This is a genomic window from Rahnella contaminans (assembly GCF_011065485.1).
Classification (GTDB): domain Bacteria; phylum Pseudomonadota; class Gammaproteobacteria; order Enterobacterales; family Enterobacteriaceae; genus Rahnella; species Rahnella contaminans.
The window spans coordinates 1-17,677 of sequence record NZ_JAADJS010000007.1; the positions used below are offsets into that span (position 1 = coordinate 1).

The 17,677-nt window shown below is 52.6% G+C and carries 17 protein-coding genes; 3 read left to right on the forward strand and 14 right to left on the reverse strand.

The genetic code is table 11. The features are described 5' to 3' along the window. Nucleotides 1-384: 384 nt before the first annotated feature. From hemG to pepQ, 4 genes are read right to left on the reverse strand one after another with little or no spacing between them, the layout of a single operon-like run. Complete coding sequence (hemG, locus tag GW579_RS21780; protein WP_152324837.1) at nt 385-924, reverse strand: menaquinone-dependent protoporphyrinogen IX dehydrogenase; 540 nt, start codon at nt 922-924, stop codon at nt 385-387. Nucleotides 925-945: 21 nt separating this feature from the next. Then, nucleotides 946-2,397: a Trk system potassium transporter TrkH gene (gene trkH, locus GW579_RS21785; protein WP_101079360.1), complete on the reverse strand. Its 1,452-nt coding sequence runs from the start codon at nt 2,395-2,397 to the stop codon at nt 946-948. A 37-nt stretch (nt 2,398-2,434) separates the two neighbouring features. Beyond that, complete coding sequence (locus tag GW579_RS21790; RefSeq protein ID WP_165061803.1) at nt 2,435-3,046, reverse strand: IMPACT family protein; 612 nt, start codon at nt 3,044-3,046, stop codon at nt 2,435-2,437. Beyond that, nucleotides 3,046-4,377 carry a Xaa-Pro dipeptidase gene (pepQ, locus tag GW579_RS21795; protein WP_165061805.1) on the reverse strand — a complete coding sequence of 444 codons (1,332 nt, stop codon included), beginning with the start codon at nt 4,375-4,377 and terminating at the stop codon, nt 3,046-3,048. The genes GW579_RS21790 and pepQ overlap by 1 nt, the downstream gene beginning before the upstream one ends. Nucleotides 4,378-4,566: 189 nt before the next feature. On the opposite strand from pepQ, the gene fadB reads away from it, so the two are divergent. Both fadB and fadA read left to right on the forward strand, forming a co-directional pair. Then, nucleotides 4,567-6,759 carry a fatty acid oxidation complex subunit alpha FadB gene (gene fadB / locus GW579_RS21800; protein WP_165061807.1) on the forward strand — a complete coding sequence of 731 codons (2,193 nt, stop codon included), beginning with the start codon at nt 4,567-4,569 and terminating at the stop codon, nt 6,757-6,759. An 11-nt stretch (nt 6,760-6,770) separates the two neighbouring features. Next, nucleotides 6,771-7,934 (forward strand): acetyl-CoA C-acyltransferase FadA, encoded by a 1,164-nt coding sequence (gene fadA / locus GW579_RS21805; protein ID WP_152324833.1) that lies wholly within the window; start codon nt 6,771-6,773, stop codon nt 7,932-7,934. A gap of 125 nt (nt 7,935-8,059) precedes the next feature. Here the strand turns inward: fadA and fre are convergent, their stop codons facing one another. The 3 genes from fre to pepE form a co-directional block, all read right to left on the reverse strand. Further along, nucleotides 8,060-8,761, reverse strand: coding sequence for an NAD(P)H-flavin reductase (gene fre / locus GW579_RS21810; RefSeq protein ID WP_165061809.1), 702 nt, complete (start codon nt 8,759-8,761; stop codon nt 8,060-8,062). A 48-nt stretch (nt 8,762-8,809) separates the two neighbouring features. Then, complete coding sequence (gene ubiD / locus GW579_RS21815) at nt 8,810-10,300, reverse strand: 4-hydroxy-3-polyprenylbenzoate decarboxylase (RefSeq protein ID WP_165061812.1); 1,491 nt, start codon at nt 10,298-10,300, stop codon at nt 8,810-8,812. A gap of 164 nt (nt 10,301-10,464) precedes the next feature. Further along, nucleotides 10,465-11,190 (reverse strand): dipeptidase PepE, encoded by a 726-nt coding sequence (gene pepE / locus GW579_RS21820; protein ID WP_165061815.1) that lies wholly within the window; start codon nt 11,188-11,190, stop codon nt 10,465-10,467. A 173-nt stretch (nt 11,191-11,363) separates the two neighbouring features. Here pepE and rfaH point away from each other — a divergent pair, with 173 nt between their 5' ends. Further along, nucleotides 11,364-11,852 (forward strand): transcription/translation regulatory transformer protein RfaH, encoded by a 489-nt coding sequence (rfaH, locus tag GW579_RS21825; RefSeq protein ID WP_193333097.1) that lies wholly within the window; start codon nt 11,364-11,366, stop codon nt 11,850-11,852. 83 nt (nt 11,853-11,935) lie between these two features. On the opposite strand, the gene tatD is transcribed toward rfaH, so the two are convergent. The 7 genes from tatD to ubiE all read right to left on the reverse strand — a co-directional run bounded on the left by tatD (nt 11,936) and on the right by ubiE (nt 17,578). Then, nucleotides 11,936-12,724 (reverse strand): 3'-5' ssDNA/RNA exonuclease TatD, encoded by a 789-nt coding sequence (gene tatD / locus GW579_RS21830; protein WP_152324828.1) that lies wholly within the window; start codon nt 12,722-12,724, stop codon nt 11,936-11,938. A gap of 57 nt (nt 12,725-12,781) precedes the next feature. Beyond that, nucleotides 12,782-13,549 (reverse strand): Sec-independent protein translocase subunit TatC, encoded by a 768-nt coding sequence (gene tatC, locus GW579_RS21835; protein WP_165061818.1) that lies wholly within the window; start codon nt 13,547-13,549, stop codon nt 12,782-12,784. A gap of 2 nt (nt 13,550-13,551) precedes the next feature. Beyond that, nucleotides 13,552-14,229, reverse strand: coding sequence for a Sec-independent protein translocase protein TatB (gene tatB / locus GW579_RS21840; RefSeq protein ID WP_165061820.1), 678 nt, complete (start codon nt 14,227-14,229; stop codon nt 13,552-13,554). 3 nt (nt 14,230-14,232) lie between these two features. After that, nucleotides 14,233-14,499 carry a Sec-independent protein translocase subunit TatA gene (gene tatA, locus GW579_RS21845; protein ID WP_101079372.1) on the reverse strand — a complete coding sequence of 89 codons (267 nt, stop codon included), beginning with the start codon at nt 14,497-14,499 and terminating at the stop codon, nt 14,233-14,235. A gap of 73 nt (nt 14,500-14,572) precedes the next feature. Beyond that, the gene (gene ubiB, locus GW579_RS21850) at nt 14,573-16,204 is read right to left on the reverse strand and encodes a ubiquinone biosynthesis regulatory protein kinase UbiB (RefSeq protein WP_152324824.1); all 1,632 of its coding nucleotides are present in this window, start codon (nt 16,202-16,204) and stop codon (nt 14,573-14,575) included. Then, nucleotides 16,201-16,809 carry a ubiquinone biosynthesis protein UbiJ gene (gene ubiJ, locus GW579_RS21855; protein WP_165061961.1) on the reverse strand — a complete coding sequence of 203 codons (609 nt, stop codon included), beginning with the start codon at nt 16,807-16,809 and terminating at the stop codon, nt 16,201-16,203. Before ubiJ ends, ubiB begins: the two co-directional genes overlap by 4 nt. A 13-nt stretch (nt 16,810-16,822) precedes the next feature. Then, nucleotides 16,823-17,578, reverse strand: coding sequence for a bifunctional demethylmenaquinone methyltransferase/2-methoxy-6-polyprenyl-1,4-benzoquinol methylase UbiE (ubiE, locus tag GW579_RS21860; protein WP_101079375.1), 756 nt, complete (start codon nt 17,576-17,578; stop codon nt 16,823-16,825). Between the last annotated feature and the right edge of the window lie 99 nt (nt 17,579-17,677).

Sequence of the window (17,677 nt, forward strand, 5' to 3'; positions counted from 1 at the left end):
CGTAATAATTCACTAAATGAATTACTGCTTGGTCACTCTAAGACTTGATATTTTTTGCCACCGAAGTGGCTGATATCGTCTTGTGAGTGCCCACACAGATTGTCTGATAAATTGTTAAAGAGCGTACGTTTCGAGAATTAACTCAGCAACGTGGGAGGCAGATAATACTCTTTCTCCCTGAAGAGTCAACCATTTTCTTTTACAAGATGCGGCGTTTTCACCGGGTTGATTCTTCCTGACTGGGCGACTTGCTTCTCGTTAGAGGAGTCGTTGTTCCCGGTCAGTGGAGGCGCATTATAGGGAGTTCTCAGAAGGCCGCAACCCTTAATTTCAAAAAACTTTCCGAATGCTTTCTTTTTGTCCTAAACGTCTATTAAGCCCGCATTAGTGCGATTTTTTAAACGATATCTGCCCAAAATCTTTAGCGAATTTAGCCACCTGTTGCCAGTCAGTGTATTCAACTTCTTTACTCGTATCCGTTTCGCCGCCTGTCATTCGCATAATCAGTTTGATCATCACCTTATCAAACCAGCGATAACGCGGATAACGTAATGCTCCGGCGAAGACACCGCAGATTGCCGGTTCCCACGGTGACGTCAGCAGGAACTTGCGCACATAGGCATTCGTCTGCGGCGTTCTCTTCTCCGGCTTACGGGCTGTCAGGTTCACGCCGAAAAATGCAGAAGGCATTTGATTCAGCGTTTTCGAATGCGTCTTAACGAACTTATCCAGCACAGCATTAAAATGACCGTAGCGAATGGACGCGCCGATCATGACCTGGTCGTAATGCTTTAAATCAACGTGGCCCGCGTGAGCCAGATCGACAACATCACAGTTGCACTTCTCTTTCAGCTCATTTGCTATAAAGGAAGCGATGGCATGAGTCTGGCCGTCACGGCTTGAGTAGAGGATCAACGCTTTCATTCTTATTCCCTTTCAAAAAACTCATTCGCGCCAGAATGTCGGCGTGAACAGCACTAATAATGTGAAGACCTCAAGGCGGCCAAAGAGCATCGTGACAATCAGGATCCATTTCGCCACGGAATTCATTGATGCGAAGTTATCTGCCACGACGCCCAGCCCCGGCCCCAGGTTATTGAGCGTGGCCGTGACTGCGGCAAAAGCAGAGAAGTTATCCACGCCCGTCGCCACTATTGCCAGCATGCTGACAATAAATACCAGCGCGTAAGCCGAGAAGAAACCCCATACTGCTTCAATAATACGTTCCGGTAATGCGCGGTTACCCAGCTTGATGGTGTAAACCGCATTCGGGTGAACCAGTCTTTTCAGTTCCCGCGTGCCTTGTAAATAGAGCAGCAGGATACGGATAACCTTCAGACCGCCGCCGGTCGAACCCGCACAGCCACCAATAAACGCAGAACACAATAATAGAAGAGGCAGGAACAGCGGCCACTTGGAAATGCTGTCGGTGGTATACCCTGCCGTCGTTGCCATCGACACCACCTGGAAGAATGCCTGATTCAGCGTTTCCAGTCCTGAGCCGTAGGTATTATGGATCCACAAAATAAACGTACAGATCACTACCAGCGTAAATTGCACGCCGATGAACATCCGGAATTCCGGGTCACGCCAGTAGACTTTCAGGTTGCGTCCGCTCAGCACAGCAAAGTGGAGGCCATAGTTACAACCGGAGATAAGCAGGAAAACGGCGACAATCGTATTAATGGTGCCACTGTGGAAATAACCGATACTGGCGTCGTGCGTCGAGAAACCACCGATAGCAATGGTTGAAAAGCTATGTCCGATGGCATCGAAAACCGACATCCCCGCGCCCCAGAGTGACAGCGCACAGGCAATCGTCAGCAGCACATAGATAAGCCACAGCGTTTTGGCCGTCTCAGCAATTCGCGGGCGCATTTTGTTATCTTTCAACGGCCCCGGCATTTCGGCACGATACAACTGCATCCCCCCGACGCCCAGTATCGGCAGAATCGCCACCGCCAGCACAATGATCCCCATGCCGCCAAACCATTGCAGCATCTGCCGGTAGAAAAGGATCGCTTTCGGCAGGGAATCCAGTCCGACCAGCGTTGTCGCGCCCGTCGTTGTCAGACCTGAAAAGGATTCGAAGAACGCATCCGTCAGGGAAAGATTGGGTCGCTCGGAGAACAGAAACGGCAATGCCCCGACGCTGCCCAGCACCGTCCAGAACAGCACGACAATCAGGAATCCTTCGCGCGGCTTCAGCTCGCTTTTTTGCTTACGGTTGGGCAGCCAGAGGAATAACCCAATGGCCAGAGCAACAAAGAAGGTCTGACTGAATGCACGCCCCGCACCATCACGGTAAATTAAAGCGACCAGTCCGGGAATAATCATCGTTCCGGAGAAAAGGATGACGAGCACCCCGACGATGCGTGTTATGGCACGAAAATGCATGCTGGTGCGTTCCTCAGCGAATTAACCATAGAAAAATTTAAGAAACCGGACGCAAGATGAGCGCGCCACGGCTGATATCGAAAAGCTGACTGATTGCGGCCTGCGCCTGTGCGGCAGGCAAAGCCAGAACGAGATCGACCGAAGCCCCGTATTCACTGCGTAAAATATGCCCGCCAACCTGCGAGAGCAGCGTTTCCACCAGCTGTAACTGGCTGTAATCACACTGCACCGCGTACTCCGCCAGAGGGACTTTTTGCTGCACCACCAGCAGCTTTAATGCCTGCTGGACGCCGCCACCGTAGGCTTTCACCAGCCCGCCGGTGCCCAGCATAATGCCGCCGTAATAACGCACAACGACGGCGGTTATTTCTCCCACCCCGCTTCCCATCAGCTGGCTGAGGATAGGTTTGCCCGCTGTGCCTGCAGGTTCACCATCATCGGAAAAGCCCAGTTGCTGAGAATCATCCGGCGCGCCAGCCACAAATGCCCAGCAGTGATGACGCGCTGCCGGATGTTGATTTCTGACGTCCTGAACAAAAGCTTTCGCCGCCTCAACGCCTTCCGTTCTTGCCAGCAAGGTGATGAAACGGCTCTTCTTTATTTCTTCGCTGTAACTGACCGGTTCAGCGGGGACGGAATACGGCTGCATCAGGCCAGCTTCAGATCACGGGTCATGTTCTCGATACGATTGTCATGAATGACAATATTGTCTTCGATACGGATCCCGCCAAATGGCTTCATTGCATTAATACGATCCCAGGCAAAGTGCTTACTGAATTGCCCTTCGCGCCACGGCATAAGCAGCGAATCAATGAAATAGAGGCCCGGTTCGATGGTCAGAACCATTCGTGGTTCAATCACACGCGTACAACGCAGATAGGGATATTGCGAAGGCGCGGCCAGATGCGTGCCCTGATCATCTTGCATAAAACCGGCAACATCATGAACCTGCAACCCCAGCGGATGCCCAAGACCATGCGGCAGGAAAGGCCCGGTCAGGTTCTGTTCAACCATCGAGTCTTCGCTGATATCGACCACCAGCTTGTGCGCTTTCAGCAGCTTGGCGATGCGATGGTGCATCTGAACATGATAGTCGGTATAGCGCACACCGGATTTAATCGAATCAATTAACGCCAGTTGTTCGGTGTTCAGATCTTTAACCAATGCGCCAAAATCGCTGTCAGGTTTTCCAGCATAGGTACGCGTCAGGTCAGCGGCATAACCGTTATATTCTGCGCCCGCATCAAGCAGGAAACTGCGCATTTCGGCCGGAGGCTGGTTATCAAGCGTGGTGTAATGCAGCACGGAAGCGTGTTCATTGAGCGCCACGATGTTGTCGTAAGGCACATCAGTGTCGCGGTGACCGGTCGCGGTGAGATACGCGAGATTGATATCAAACTCACTCATCCCCGACAGAAACGCTTCTTTCGCAGCACGGTGACCGCTTACGGCGACTTTCTGCGCTTCACGCATACAGGCCAGCTCGTAATCAGTTTTGTAGGCGCGATGATAATGCAGGTAGTCCAGCACCGTTTTCGGGTTCACGTTCGATGCCGGAACGCCCATGCTGATGGCGCGATCCTGGCTGGAGCCGATATAGCCCACGCGCTTCAGATCCACCGGCAACTGGCCTTTAATATCGTCCGCATTTGCCAGCGGCGTCAGCGAAATTTCTTTGGTCCAGAAACTCTCAGGCAATGGCTCATGGCTGTGCCAGTAATCCACCGGCGAATAGAACCACAGCTTCGGCGCATTAACGCCATCCACCCACAGCCAGCAGTTCGGCACTTTAGTGACCGGCACCCAGGCTTTGAATTGCGGGTTAACTTTGAAGGGATAACTGTGATCATCAAGGAAGGTCGTTATCAGTTCACCGGAGTGAATGAGTAACGCATCAAGCTGAGAACGTTGCAGAATTTCACGGGCACGCGCCTGCAGCGTGGCGATATGTTCTTTATAAAGCGTAGTAAGCGATTCCATCCAACTGTCCTTTTTTCACCGGAAAGACGATGCAGCATCTTACCACAGCCTCACCGTGACCATAGTCCTGGAAGGTTTGTGATCTTGCCTGCAAATAAAACACATCTAATTTGCAAATTATTAACATAAAAACCACACTCGAAAGCATCTGGTCATACCAGATCATCCCAGATGATTCAGGAGAGACACATGCTCTACCAAGGCGAAACATTACATCTGCACTGGCTCGATGGCGGTATTGCTGAGCTGGTGTTTGACGCTCCGGGCTCGGTGAACAAGCTCGATACCCAAACGGTCGCCAGCCTCGGCGAAGCCATTGCGGTACTGGAAAAACAGTCCGAGCTGAAAGGCTTGCTGCTCAGTTCAGCGAAATCCGCTTTCATTGTGGGTGCGGATATCACCGAGTTTTTATCTCTGTTTAACGCACCGGCGGAAAAACTGCACGAGTGGCTGGATTTCGCCAACAGCATTTTCAACCGCCTGGAAGATTTACCGGTCCCGACGCTTTCTGCCATCAGCGGGTATGCGCTGGGCGGAGGCTGCGAATGCGTACTGGCCACCGATTTCCGTATCATTACGGCTGACGCGCGCATCGGTTTGCCGGAAACCAGCTTAGGCATTATGCCGGGCTTTGGCGGCTCGGTGCGCCTTCCGCGCCTGATTGGTACAGACAGCGCGCTGGAAATTATCGCCGCAGGCAAAAATATCAGCGGCAAAGATGCTCTGAAAATCGGGCTGGTGGATGCGGTCGTTGATGCAGAAAAACTGCGCGATGCCGGTATCAGCGTGCTGCAACAGGCCATCGCGGGGAAACTGGAATGGCACAGCCGCCGCGAACCGAAACTTCAGCCTCTGAAACTCAGCAAGGTTGAAGCGGCGATGAGCTTCAGCGTGGCGAAAAGCATGGTCATGCAAAATGCCGGGAAGCATTACCCGGCACCGATGACCGCGGTGAAAACGATCGAAGCTGCTGCGCGCCTTGGCCGTGAAGAAGCACTTAAGCTGGAAACCGCCAGTTTTGTTCCTCTCGCGCAATCTAAAGAAGCACGCGCACTGGTCAGCATTTTCCTTAACGATCAGTTCGTGAAAGGCAAAGCCAAAAAACTGGCACAAGACTGTGAAAAACCTGCGCAGGCTGCCGTTCTCGGCGCGGGGATTATGGGCGGCGGTATCGCTTATCAGTCTGCGCTGAAAGGCGTGCCGGTTGTGATGAAAGATATCAGCGAACAGTCCCTGACGCTTGGCATGAGTGAAGCGGCTAAACTGCTGAATAAACAGCTGGAACGCGGCAAGCTGGACGGCATGAAGATGGCAAAAGTGCTGTCGACCATTCATCCGACGCTGGATTACAGCGGCATCGAACGCGCCAATGTGGTGGTCGAAGCTGTGGTAGAGAATCCAAAAGTGAAAGCGGCGGTACTGGCTGAAGCGGAATCTCTGCTGAGCGCCGACACCGTTCTGGCCTCGAATACCTCAACCATTCCTATCGATCAGCTGGCGTCCTCGCTGAAACGTCCGGAAAACTTCTGCGGTATGCACTTCTTCAATCCGGTTCACCGTATGCCGCTGGTTGAAATCGTACGTGGCGAGAAAACCTCGGACAAAACAATTTCGCGCATCGTCTCTTACGCGCTGGCGATGGGCAAAACACCGATCGTGGTCAACGACTGCCCGGGATTCTTTGTTAACCGCGTGCTGTTCCCGTATTTATCGGGCTTCAGCCTGCTGCTGCGCGACGGTGCCGATTTCCGCCAGATCGACAAAGTGATGGAAAAACAGTTCGGCTGGCCGATGGGCCCGGCTTATTTGCTGGATGTCGTGGGCATCGATACCGCGCACCACGCGCAGGCCGTTATGGCCGCCGGTTTCCCGCAGCGTATGGCACGCAATTACCGTGACGCCGTGGACGTCTTATTTGACAACCGCCGCTTTGGTCAGAAAAACCAACTGGGTTTTTACCGTTACAGCCAGGACAGCAAAGGCAAGCCGCGTAAAGACGTCGACGATCAGGCGATCAGCCTGTTAGCTGAAAACCTGAAACCTGCACATTCCGATTTCTCACCGCAGGACATCATTGCCCGCATGATGATACCGATGATTAACGAAGTCGTTCGATGCCTGGAAGAAGGCATTATCGCCAGCCCGGCAGAAGCCGATATGGCACTGGTTTACGGCCTCGGATTCCCTCCGTTCCACGGTGGCCCGTTCCGTTATCTCGATACCCTCGGCACCGCCGAATATCTGAAAATGACCGAACAGTACGCACATCTGGGGCCGATGTATCAGGCACCAGAAGGGTTACGCGCCAAAGCGCAAACCAATGAAAGTTACTATCCGGTTGCAGCTCCGCTGGAAAATCTCAGCACCGGCAATCAGGCATAAGGACCGAAATCATGGAAAACGTAGTCATTGTTGATGCAGTCCGCACGCCGATGGGTCGTTCGAAAGGCGGCGCATTCCGCCAGGTCAGGGCTGAAGACTTATCGGCACATCTGATGCGCGCCCTGCTGGTACGCAACCCGTCGGTCGATGCCAAATCGATTGATGATATTTACTGGGGCTGCGTACAGCAGACGCTGGAACAGGGCTTCAATATTGCCCGTAACGCGTCGCTGCTGGCGGAGATTCCACATAGCGTTCCTGCGACCACGGTCAACCGTCTGTGCGGTTCTTCCATGCAGGCTCTTCACGACGCGGCCCGCGCTATTATGGTCGGCGACGCACAAGTCAGTCTGATTGGCGGCGTGGAACATATGGGCCACGTCCCGATGAGTCACGGCGTGGATTTCCATCCGGGCCTGAGCAAAACCGTGGCGAAAGCGGCGGGGATGATGGGGCTGACCGCAGAAATGCTGGCGAAGATGCATCAGATCAGCCGTGAAATGCAGGATGAATTTGCCGCACGTTCTCATCAGCGTGCACATGCCGCCACGGTCGCCGGTCATTTCGCCAATGAAATTGTTCCGACCGAAGGCCATAACGCCGAAGGGGTGCTGACCCGTTATGATTTCGACGAGGTCATCCGCCCGGAAACCACGGTCGCCACGCTGGCAGCCCTTCGTCCGGCATTCGATCCGGTGAACGGCACCGTCACGGCGGGGACTTCTTCTGCCCTGTCCGATGGTGCTTCAGCGATGCTGCTGATGAGCGAATCCCATGCCAAATCTTTAGGACTGAAAGCCCGCGCCCGCATCCGTGCAATGGCGGTGGTCGGCTGCGACCCGTCGATTATGGGTTACGGTCCGGTTCCTGCAACGCGTCTGGCGTTGAAACGCGCCGGTTTGAGCGTGCAGGACATCGGCCTGTTCGAACTCAACGAAGCCTTTGCCGCGCAGGCGTTGCCGTGCGTAAAAGACTTGGGGTTGCTCGAAACGATGGAAGAACGCGTCAACCTGAACGGCGGCGCAATCGCGCTCGGACATCCGCTCGGTTGCTCCGGTTCGCGTATTTCCACGACTTTGCTGAACCTGATGGAACGTCGCGATGTGCAGTTTGGCGTCGCCACCATGTGTATCGGTTTAGGTCAGGGTATCGCCACCGTCTTCGAACGCATCTGACGTAAGTCTGTAAAAAAGAAAAAGCGGGCTAAATGCCCGCTTTTTAAATCTTGTTCTTCCCGTTTTAGTTGCCGTTTTCCCGCCTGTCAGGGGCGGGCTTTTTCATCTCTATCTCTAAATCTCAATCAGATGAAAGAGAAGGCATCGCCAAACAGACGGTCTTCCTGCGCACCGCGCTCCGCAACAAAACGTTCACGGGCAATTTTTGCCATTTCAAAACGACCGGCGATATAAATATCGTGCTCAGACAGTGATGAGAAATCTTCCATCACCGCACTCAGCACCGTTCCGCTTCTACCCTGCCAGCCCTCTTCCGGCTGTTCAACCACCGGGATTACTTTCAGGTTAGGATGGTTAATGCTCATCGCTTCCAGCTCGCCGAGATCATACAGATGCTTCAGCTCACGCCCGCCCCAGTAAATGGAGATATCACGGTGCGGTTGCTGCTCAAGTGCGGTAATAAGAATCGAACGGACGTAGGAGAATCCGGTCCCCCCGGCAATCAGCACCAGCGGACGCTCGCCATCTTCGCGCAACCAGGCGTCGCCGTGGGGAATATCCACAGTAATCGCCTGTTCTTTCAGAATGCGATCCATCACTGCCATCGCGTACAAATTCAGCTCAGACGCGCCGATGTGCAGCTCAATGACGTTGTTTTCAGCAGGCGTTGAGGCCAGAGAGAACGGACGCTTATCACGCTCGTCCATCACCACCATCAGATACTGGCCCGCGCGGAAAGTAAAAGGCGCTTCCGGAACCAGCCGGACACGGTAAACCGTATCCGTTATCGCCTCAACCGAGGTCACTTTACAGCTCAATATTGTCATGCGTTCCCTCTGTGGGTCATCAAAGCAAAGCGTAGGACAAAGATTCGATTATTTTTTCGCATCGTCTTTATCATTAAGAATAGCGAGTTCTTCCCAGATGGCGTCGATACGCGCGGTGACTTCCGGATCTTTCACAATCGGACGCCCCCATTCACGCTGCGTTTCACCCGGCCATTTGTTGGTCGCATCCATCCCCATTTTTGAGCCAAGTCCCGAAACCGGAGAGGCAAAATCGAGATAATCGATGGGCGTATTTTCCACCAGTACGGTATCGCGCGCAGGATCCATCCGGGTAGTTATCGCCCAAATCACGTCATTCCAGTCGCGGGCATTCACGTCGTCATCACACACAATCACAAACTTGGTGTACATGAACTGACGCAGGAAGGACCAGACTCCCATCATGACGCGTTTCGCATGACCGGCGTACTGCTTCTTCATGGTAACGACCGCCAGACGGTAGGAGCAACCCTCCGGTGGCAGATAAAAATCAACAATTTCCGGGAATTGTTTCTTCAAAATCGGCACAAACACTTCATTGAGTGCGACGCCCAGCACCGCAGGTTCATCCGGCGGACGGCCTGTGTAGGTGGAGTGATAAATGGCGTCTTTACGCTGCGTTATGTGCGTAATCGTGAAAACAGGGAAACTGTCCACTTCATTATAGTAGCCGGTATGGTCGCCATAAGGGCCTTCGGGCGCCATTTCACCCGGTTCGATATACCCTTCCAGCACGATTTCGGCGCTGGCCGGGACTTCCAGATCGTTGGAAATGCACTTCACAACTTCGGTTTTATTGCCGCGCAGCAAACCTGCGAAAGCATATTCAGACAGCGTGTCCGGCACCGGCGTCACCGCGCCAAGAATGGTGGCCGGATCCGCGCCGAGCGCGACACTCACCGGGAAGCGTTTTCCCGGATTCTGCTGGCACCATTCCTGATAATCCAGCGCGCCACCGCGATGCGATAACCAGCGCATAATCACTTTGTTTTTGCCCAGAACCTGCTGGCGATAAATGCCGAGATTCTGGCGCGGTTTGTTCGGGCCACGGGTTACGGTCAGGCCCCAGGTGATGAGTGGCGCCGCATCTTCCGGCCAACACTGCATCACCGGGATCTTCGTGATATCAACCGCGTCGCCTTCCCAAATCTGCTGCTGACAAGGTGCGGAATGCAGCACTTTGGTCGGCATATTCAGCACCTGTTTAAACTTGGGTGCCTTATCGTATAAATCACGGAAACCCCGCGGAGGCTCAGGCTCTTTCAGAAACGCCAGCAATTCACCCACTTCACGCAGCGCGCTGACGTCTTCTTTCCCCATGCCCATCGCCACACGCTGCGGCGTGCCGAACAAATTGCACAGCACGGGCATGTCATAACCTTTCGGATTTTCAAACAGCAACGCCGGACCACCTGCCCGCAAAGTGCGATCGGCAATTTCGGTCATTTCCAGATAAGGGTCAACAGACTGGCTGATGCGTTTCAGTTGGCCTCTCTTTTCAAGTAACGAGAGGAAGTCACGTAAATCACGGTATTTCATGCTGATTCTGAGTCGCCGGGTTGAAGGAGGGCATTATAGAGCCTCTCCGGTGTTGTTGCTGTCTTTTTGTTATCAGCAGGTAAACACTGATAACGAAAAAGCAGTATAACCGCCAGACTTAAACGCTGCAGGTCTGGCGATGCGGATGTGCCTGAGCAACAGCGTTACTGACAGTTAAAAGGCACCAGCGGCTGTATGGCCTGAGTATCCTGATATTCCTGCGTTTCCTGCCCGTGGCGGAATACTTTGAAACCCTGCCCTTTCGCGCTGAAATAGCTCAGAGTATTGCCGGAAATCTGCAACAGGCTGCCTTCACGCAATGCCAGCACGGACTCCGACGGATTAACCGCACAGAATTCGGCAATACGCTCATCGCGCGTTTCCCCCATATGACCGCTTAAATGCGCATCGATATAGTGCGGGTTAATCTGTACCGGGAAGAGACCCAGAGAAGGCAAAACCACAGAGTTGCGAACCGGCATATCATTGGTGGTGCGAATGCTTGGCGTGGCTACGTTACACCCCGCGCTCCAGCCGATGTAAGGCACATTGCGTTCACGCACTGCACGCTGGATCGGCACAATCAGGCCATTTTCATGCAGCAGCTGGTTGAGCATCCAGGTATTGCCGCCGCTGATCAAAATACATTCTGCGCTGGCAATGGCCTGGGCAGGGCTGGCGTCGTGATGAATGCTGTCTACTTTAATACCCAGCGCTTCCGAAAGCTCTTTCGCACGGGCGTCATAATCACTGCGGATCAGGGCGTAAGGAATCAAAACAGCAGAACAGATGTTTTTCGCCTGCAACATTGCCTGAATACGCTCTTTTGCATAACCCAGTAACTCGGATTCACCTGAGAGTTTACCGTTACTCAGCAAGAACAACTCCATGAGACTTCTCCTGATTAATTTAGGACGAATAGAGGGGATAAGACCGCGCTTTTCTTCGATAATAAAAGATAACGGGCCGACAATCAGCAAGCGTCTGCACTGACTTGCACTGTCTGTATCTCATGAGCGGCTTTTGGTATGCTGCCCCGCTCAACGTTTTAATGTGGGAAACTATGGAATCCTGGTACTTACTCTATTGCAAACGTGGTCAGCTGCTTCGCGCGAAAGAACATCTGGAGCGCCAGGAAGTTAACTGCCTGACACCGATGATCACATTGGAAAAAATGGTGCGCGGACGCCGTACGGCCGTCAGCGAACCTATGTTTCCGAATTATATGTTCATCGAGTTCGACCCTGAGCGGATCCATACCACGACGATCAACGCGACGCGTGGCGTCAGTCACTTCATCCGATTCGGTGCAAAACTGGCGACGGTTCAGCCGGACGTTATCAAACAGCTGATGGAACCGCCTTCGGTTGAATACCGCGACCCCGAGACGCCGTATGAAGGCGACCATGTCGTGATTACCGACGGGATTTTCACCGGTATCGAAGCCATATATACCGAACCCGATGGCGAAGCGCGTTCACTGCTGATGCTGAACCTGATAAACCAGCCGGTCCGTCAGAGCATCGAAAATACGCATTTTCAGAAAATCTGATTTGCGTTCTTTGACGTCCTGATAAAAAAGCACCGGTAGCCGGTGCTTTTTTATTTCAGGGGCATTATTTCAACGCATCAATTTCAACGTACGGGCAGCGAAAAAAGCTTACGCGCATTTTCATCCGTGATATCTGCCAGCCATTGCGGGTCTTCATCCCGCCACATCGCCACCTGATTCACAATATGCGGCAGGAAAGCCGGTTCGTTACGGCGATTCTTCGGCTTATTTTCCATATCACGCGGCAAGAGATAAGGTGCATCAGTTTCCAGCATCAGCCGGTCAGCAGGGATCAGTGGCAGCATTTCGCGCAGTTCCAGCCCGCGACGTTCATCGCACACCCAGCCGGTAATACCAATCGATAACCCGAGAGCCAGATAAAGTTCCAGCTCTTCGCGCGTACCGGTAAAACAGTGGACTACGCCGCCCGGCAAATCCGGTAGCCAGGGTTTGATCAACGCGGCAAACCGCTCTCCGGCATCACGGCAGTGCAAAAATACCGGCAACTGCAACTCTTTCGCCAGCGACAGTTGCGCGGTAAACGCCGCTTCCTGACTGTCTGCCGGAGAAAAGTTACGGTTGAAATCCAGCCCGCATTCGCCGATCGCGACAACCTGTGGCAATGCAGCCAGCTCACGAATACTGCGTTCAATGTCTTCGGTCCAGTCACTCGCCTGATGCGGATGCACGCCCGCCGTCGACCAGCAGAAATCCGGATATTCCATCGCCATCTTCTGCGCTTCAACGCTTTCCTGTGCGGACGTGCCGGTGATCAACATACCGCTCAGACCGGCCGTTCTGGCTCTTTCAACGACCTGCGGACGATCCTTATCAAACTGATTACTGGTGAGGTTAATACCGATTTCAAACATGAAGAGTCCCAAAACAGAAACCGCCCAACAGGGCGGTTTTTTTCATCAAAGAATGTATTACGCAGGCTGATCCGGATCAGCTTCGCTATCGACATCAGAACGACGACGGCCACCTACATAGAACCGGGCAAAGAACACGCCGATCTCAAACAGCAGGTACATCGGAATGGCCAGCAGCGTCTGAGAGAAAACGTCCGGCGGCGTTAACAACATACCGACGACGAAGGCGCCGACTAACACATAAGGGCGCTTTTTCTTCAGATCTTCCGGTGTGGTTACGCCACTCCAGCACAGCAACACGATCGCAATCGGTACTTCAAAGGACACGCCAAACGCCATAAACAGCGCCATCACGAAATCGAGATAGTTGTTGATGTCGGTGGCTATCTGAACGCCAGCGGGCGCGGTTTTGGCAAAGAACGCAAACGCCAACGGGAAGACGACAAAGTACGCAAAAGCCACGCCCAGATAGAATAACGCAGAGCTTGAGAACAGCAGCGGCATCATCAGACGACGTTCATGTTTGTACAGCGCAGGCGCTACAAACGCCCAGACCTGGTACAAAATAAACGGTGCAGAAAGGAATACCGAGACAATCATCGTCAGTTTGATTGGTGTGAAGAACGGCGATGCTACGTCAGTCGCAATCATGCTCGCGCCCATCGGCATCTGTTTGATCAGCGGAGAAGCGACCAACTGGTAGATATCATTGGCAAAATAAACCAGTGCCAGGAACACCACAATAATGCAGATAATGGCATTCAGCAGACGCTTACGCAGCTCAATCAGATGGCTGATAAGTGGTTGAGTATCTTCAACAGCCATGTTTAACGCTCACCTGTTGTTTGAGTTGATGAAACCGGTTTAACCGGTACTACGGGTTCAGCAACAGGGGCATCAGCGGCGACAGGTTTCATTACCGGCGCAGAGGCAACAGAAGGCTCGTCAGCGGTTGATTCCGTTACCGAAGGGTCCGCAGAAGCGGCCAGCGTTTCAGCATGTTCTGCTGCTGCATGCGCCGTCTTATTGGAGGCCAGCGCAGCATCAACGGCACTTTGCGGTGCGGCAACAGGCGCGGAGGCTACTTTCTCAGCCGTGGCCGGAGAAATACCTGCATCATGATGCGCTTCGGCTTCATCCAGAACCGGGTTGTGTATGGTGTTGCCTTCAGCTTTGGCGTTTTCGACAGCTTTCTCCGCAGGGTTCAGCCCTGAGTTGATCGACTGCTTCATAGACTCAGCCGCTTCTTTCAGCTCATCCATAGACGCTTTGATTTCTGGCGTTAAATTCTTCAGTCCAGCTTCTTCAGCTTTTTTCAAGCTGTCCTGCAATTCCTGAAGTTTCAGTTCTTGCGAAAGCTCACTCTGAACAGAAGCCGCCATGGCACGCAGTGTGCGGATCCAGCCTGCTACTGTTCTTACTGCTACAGGTAAACGCTCCGGCCCAAGGACTACCAGGCCAATCACCAATACCAGCAGCAGTTCACTAAATCCAATATCGAACACGGCTTATACCTGCTCTTTGTTTTGGCTCTTGGTTTCATCTGCCTTGGCTGCTGGCTTGCTTTCAACAGACTTAGCGATGAAATCAGCATCAGAAGCAGAAGTGTCAGCATCTTTGTTAGTTTTCTGGCCTTCATCATCGCTCATGGCTTTTTTAAAGCCTTTGATGGAAGCACCCAGATCAGAACCCAGACCGCGCAGTTTCTTAGTACCGAACAGCAGTACCACGAGTACAACGAGAATCAGGATTTTTGTAATACTAATACCACCCATTATTTTCACCTCAAACAGGAAGGAACGACGTTCATTGCCGTTCGCAAACGGCATTCAATTTAACGCAAAGTATTCAGCTGGCGCGCTTCCATCCAATCAACCAGGAAATTGCACCCGCAATCATCAGGCATGCCGGATAAACCTTAACATCGCCCAACAGTAAAAGAGTTCCGCTCAACAGCAGCGTCGCACCAATCCCCAGAAGATAACGAGACTGCCCCTGACGGGAACTCTGGTTATGGATCTGGGAGGAAAGCTTCTCAATGTTGTATTGCAACAACTTATGCTGATGCAGGCTCTGGTAAACCAGATCCGGCAACTCAGGCATTTTCTCCAGCCAGAACGGCGCACGCTCTTTCAATGCACGGATCATTGCCGGCAACCCGACCTGATCGCGCACCCAACTTTCGAGGAAAGGTTTCGCTGTGGTCCACAAATCGAGTTGAGGATAAAGCTGACGTCCGAGACCTTCTACGTACAGCAACGTTTTTTGCAGCAACACGAGCTGAGGCTGAACTTCCATATTAAAACGGCGGGCCGTATTAAACAGATTCAGCAGCACGTTACCAAAAGAAATTTCTGCCAGCGGTTTCTCAAAAATCGGTTCGCAAACCGTACGGATAGCGAATTCGAACTCTTCGACGTTGGTATCGCGGGGAACCCAGCCGGAATCGACATGTAATTCAGCCACTTTACGATAATCACGGTTAAAGAAAGCGATGAAATTCTCCGCAAGATACCGTTTGTCTTCCTTGTTGAGCGAACCCACTATGCCGCAATCGATCCCTATGTAGCAAGGGTCTTCGGGCGTTTCATAGCTCACGAAAATATTGCCCGGATGCATATCGGCATGGAAGAAACTGTCGCGGAAAACCTGAGTGAAGAAAACCTGCACGCCGCGTTCGGCCAGCAGTTTCATATTGGTGCCCTGTTTCTTCAGCGCTTCAATATCAGAAACCGGGATACCGTAAATACGCTCCATCACCATCAGACGTTCGCTACAGTAATCCGGGTAAACCTCAGGCACATACAACATCGGGCTGCCTTCGAAATTACGGCGCAGCTGAATAGCATTCGCCGCTTCACGCAGTAAATTCAGTTCATCGAGCAGCGTTTTTTCATATTCGCGTACCACCTCACGGGGGCGCAAACGGCGACCATCGGGCAACAGAATCGGTAACCAGCCAGCCAGACGTGACATAAGACGGATATCCGCCACGATAGTCGGCAAAATATCCGGACGGATCACTTTCAGAACCACCGGCTTACCGTTTTCTTTCAAAATGGCAGTATGAACCTGAGCAATCGAGGCAGAAGCCAGCGGCGTCTGGTCGAACTCATCAAACCAGGTTTCCACCGGACCACCGAGCGCCACTTCAATTTGCTGACGCGCTTTTGCGCCATCAAAAGGCGGAACGTGGTCCTGAAGCAAAGCAAGCTGATCGGCAATCTGAGGAGGGAAAAGGTCACGGCGCGTTGACATCATCTGCCCGAACTTGATCCATACCGGCCCCAGTTCTTCCAGCGCCATACGCATACGCTCGCCCAACGGCTTTTCTTTATGACGATTAGGCAACCAGAAAAAAAGATAACGACCAATGCGCAGCGGCAGCGTTAAGCGGATTTTAGGGATGAGTTCGTCAAGGCCATAGATCAGAAACATGCGGATGATCAGATATAAACGTCGCATTTCCCTAGGCGTCACGGTTTACCCTCCAGTTTTTCGATACGTCTATCCAGCGCATCCAGTTCCCGCACCAGTGCAGAGACTTCATCGCTAAACCAGACCACTTCCAGCGAACCGGGTGCCATTTTCCACTCTTCGGTCAGGGTTTGCGCTAAATAGCTTTGCTGGTGCTTAAGGCCTTTTTGCAGAAAACGGAAACCGCCCTGAACCGCCTGACTTAATCCCTGAGAGGCAATATCACCGATATAAGGGGCCAGGAATTCTGCGGGCTCGAATTCAGCCATATCCAGCAATGCAGAAAACTGCTGAACCACGGAAATATCACCATCGACCACCAGTTCGCCACTGCGCATCATTGGCGACAACAGCTGGCGATCGCGTAATTTTTGCAGCGATGAAATCCGTGAAGTAACGGTGCAATCGGCCACACCTTCCCATTGTCCGAGCACATCGATTTTTTGCTCGCTGAAAACAAACGTCAGCGGTGCACTCAGTTCCTGTAGTTCAACACGTAAAACTTTGCCTGCCAGACGCGTGCGCGCCGCCTTCATGCTGCGATCTTTGAAAAGCAGAAAATTAAGCGGCGTCTCGATAGCGGCAGTCAGCAACGGCGTTAACAACATCGGCATACTCATATCAGAATTTGAAACCCCGATGCAGCGCAACAATGCCACCGGTCAGATTGTGATACGTCACATTCTCAAAACCTGCATCCGCCATCATGCCTTTCAGGGTTTCCTGATCAGGGTGCATACGGATGGATTCGGCCAGATAGCGATAACTTTCAGCGTCTTGTGCAACCAGTTCGCCAATGCGCGGCAAAATATGAAAAGAGTAGGTGTCGTAAGCTTTGCTCAGCGGTTTCAAAACCGGTTTGGAGAATTCCAGAACCAGCAGACGGCCACCCGGCTTGAGCACGCGGAACATCGAACGCAGCGCTTTTTCTTTTTCAGTCACATTACGCAGACCGAAAGAAATGGTGATGCAGTCGAAATAATTATCAGGGAAAGGCAGAGCTTCAGCGTTGGCCTGAACATAATTAACGTTGCCCACAATGCCGAGATTACGCAGCTTTTCGCGGCCCATCTTCAGCATGGAGTCGTTAATATCTGCCAGCACAACTTCGCCTTTTTCGCCCACCAGACGGGAGAACTTCGCGGTCAGATCGCCGGTGCCACCGGCCAGATCCAGCACACGCTGGCCCTGACGCACACCGCTGCAATCAATGGTGAAACGTTTCCAGATGCGATGAATGCCGAAAGACATCAGGTCATTCATCAAATCATATTTTGCCGCAACGGAATGGAAGACTTCCGCCACCATTTCCTGCTTCTCATCTTTGGCTACTGTACGAAAACCGAAATGGGTGGTTTCCTGCGTCTGCTTTTCCATTATTTATGCCTGCTTTTTCAGTCAAACTCTTGGGGAGAAGTGTACCAGAACCCGTTAGAAAGCCCCATCACCGATGGTGATTCAACATATTGCAAAGAT

Bases quoted from the DNA above. Each gene is read 5' to 3' on its own strand.
- hemG (WP_152324837.1), bottom strand. From the start codon at position 924: ATGAAAGCGTTGATCCTCTACTCAAGCCGTGACGGCCAGACTCATGCC.
- trkH (WP_101079360.1), bottom strand. From the start codon at position 2,397: ATGCATTTTCGTGCCATAACACGCATCGTCGGGGTGCTCGTCATCCTT.
- GW579_RS21790 (WP_165061803.1), bottom strand. From the start codon at position 3,046: ATGCAGCCGTATTCCGTCCCCGCTGAACCGGTCAGTTACAGCGAAGAA.
- pepQ (WP_165061805.1), bottom strand. From the start codon at position 4,377: ATGGAATCGCTTACTACGCTTTATAAAGAACATATCGCCACGCTGCAG.
- fadB (WP_165061807.1), top strand. From the start codon at position 4,567: ATGCTCTACCAAGGCGAAACATTACATCTGCACTGGCTCGATGGCGGT.
- fadA (WP_152324833.1), top strand. From the start codon at position 6,771: ATGGAAAACGTAGTCATTGTTGATGCAGTCCGCACGCCGATGGGTCGT.
- fre (WP_165061809.1), bottom strand. From the start codon at position 8,761: ATGACAATATTGAGCTGTAAAGTGACCTCGGTTGAGGCGATAACGGAT.
- ubiD (WP_165061812.1), bottom strand. From the start codon at position 10,300: ATGAAATACCGTGATTTACGTGACTTCCTCTCGTTACTTGAAAAGAGA.
- pepE (WP_165061815.1), bottom strand. From the start codon at position 11,190: ATGGAGTTGTTCTTGCTGAGTAACGGTAAACTCTCAGGTGAATCCGAG.
- rfaH (WP_193333097.1), top strand. From the start codon at position 11,364: ATGGAATCCTGGTACTTACTCTATTGCAAACGTGGTCAGCTGCTTCGC.
- tatD (WP_152324828.1), bottom strand. From the start codon at position 12,724: ATGTTTGAAATCGGTATTAACCTCACCAGTAATCAGTTTGATAAGGAT.
- tatC (WP_165061818.1), bottom strand. From the start codon at position 13,549: ATGGCTGTTGAAGATACTCAACCACTTATCAGCCATCTGATTGAGCTG.
- tatA (WP_101079372.1), bottom strand. From the start codon at position 14,499: ATGGGTGGTATTAGTATTACAAAAATCCTGATTCTCGTTGTACTCGTG.
- ubiJ (WP_165061961.1), bottom strand. From the start codon at position 16,809: ATGTTGTTAACGCCGTTGCTGACTGCCGCTATCGAGACGCCGCTTAAT.
- ubiE (WP_101079375.1), bottom strand. From the start codon at position 17,578: ATGGAAAAGCAGACGCAGGAAACCACCCATTTCGGTTTTCGTACAGTA.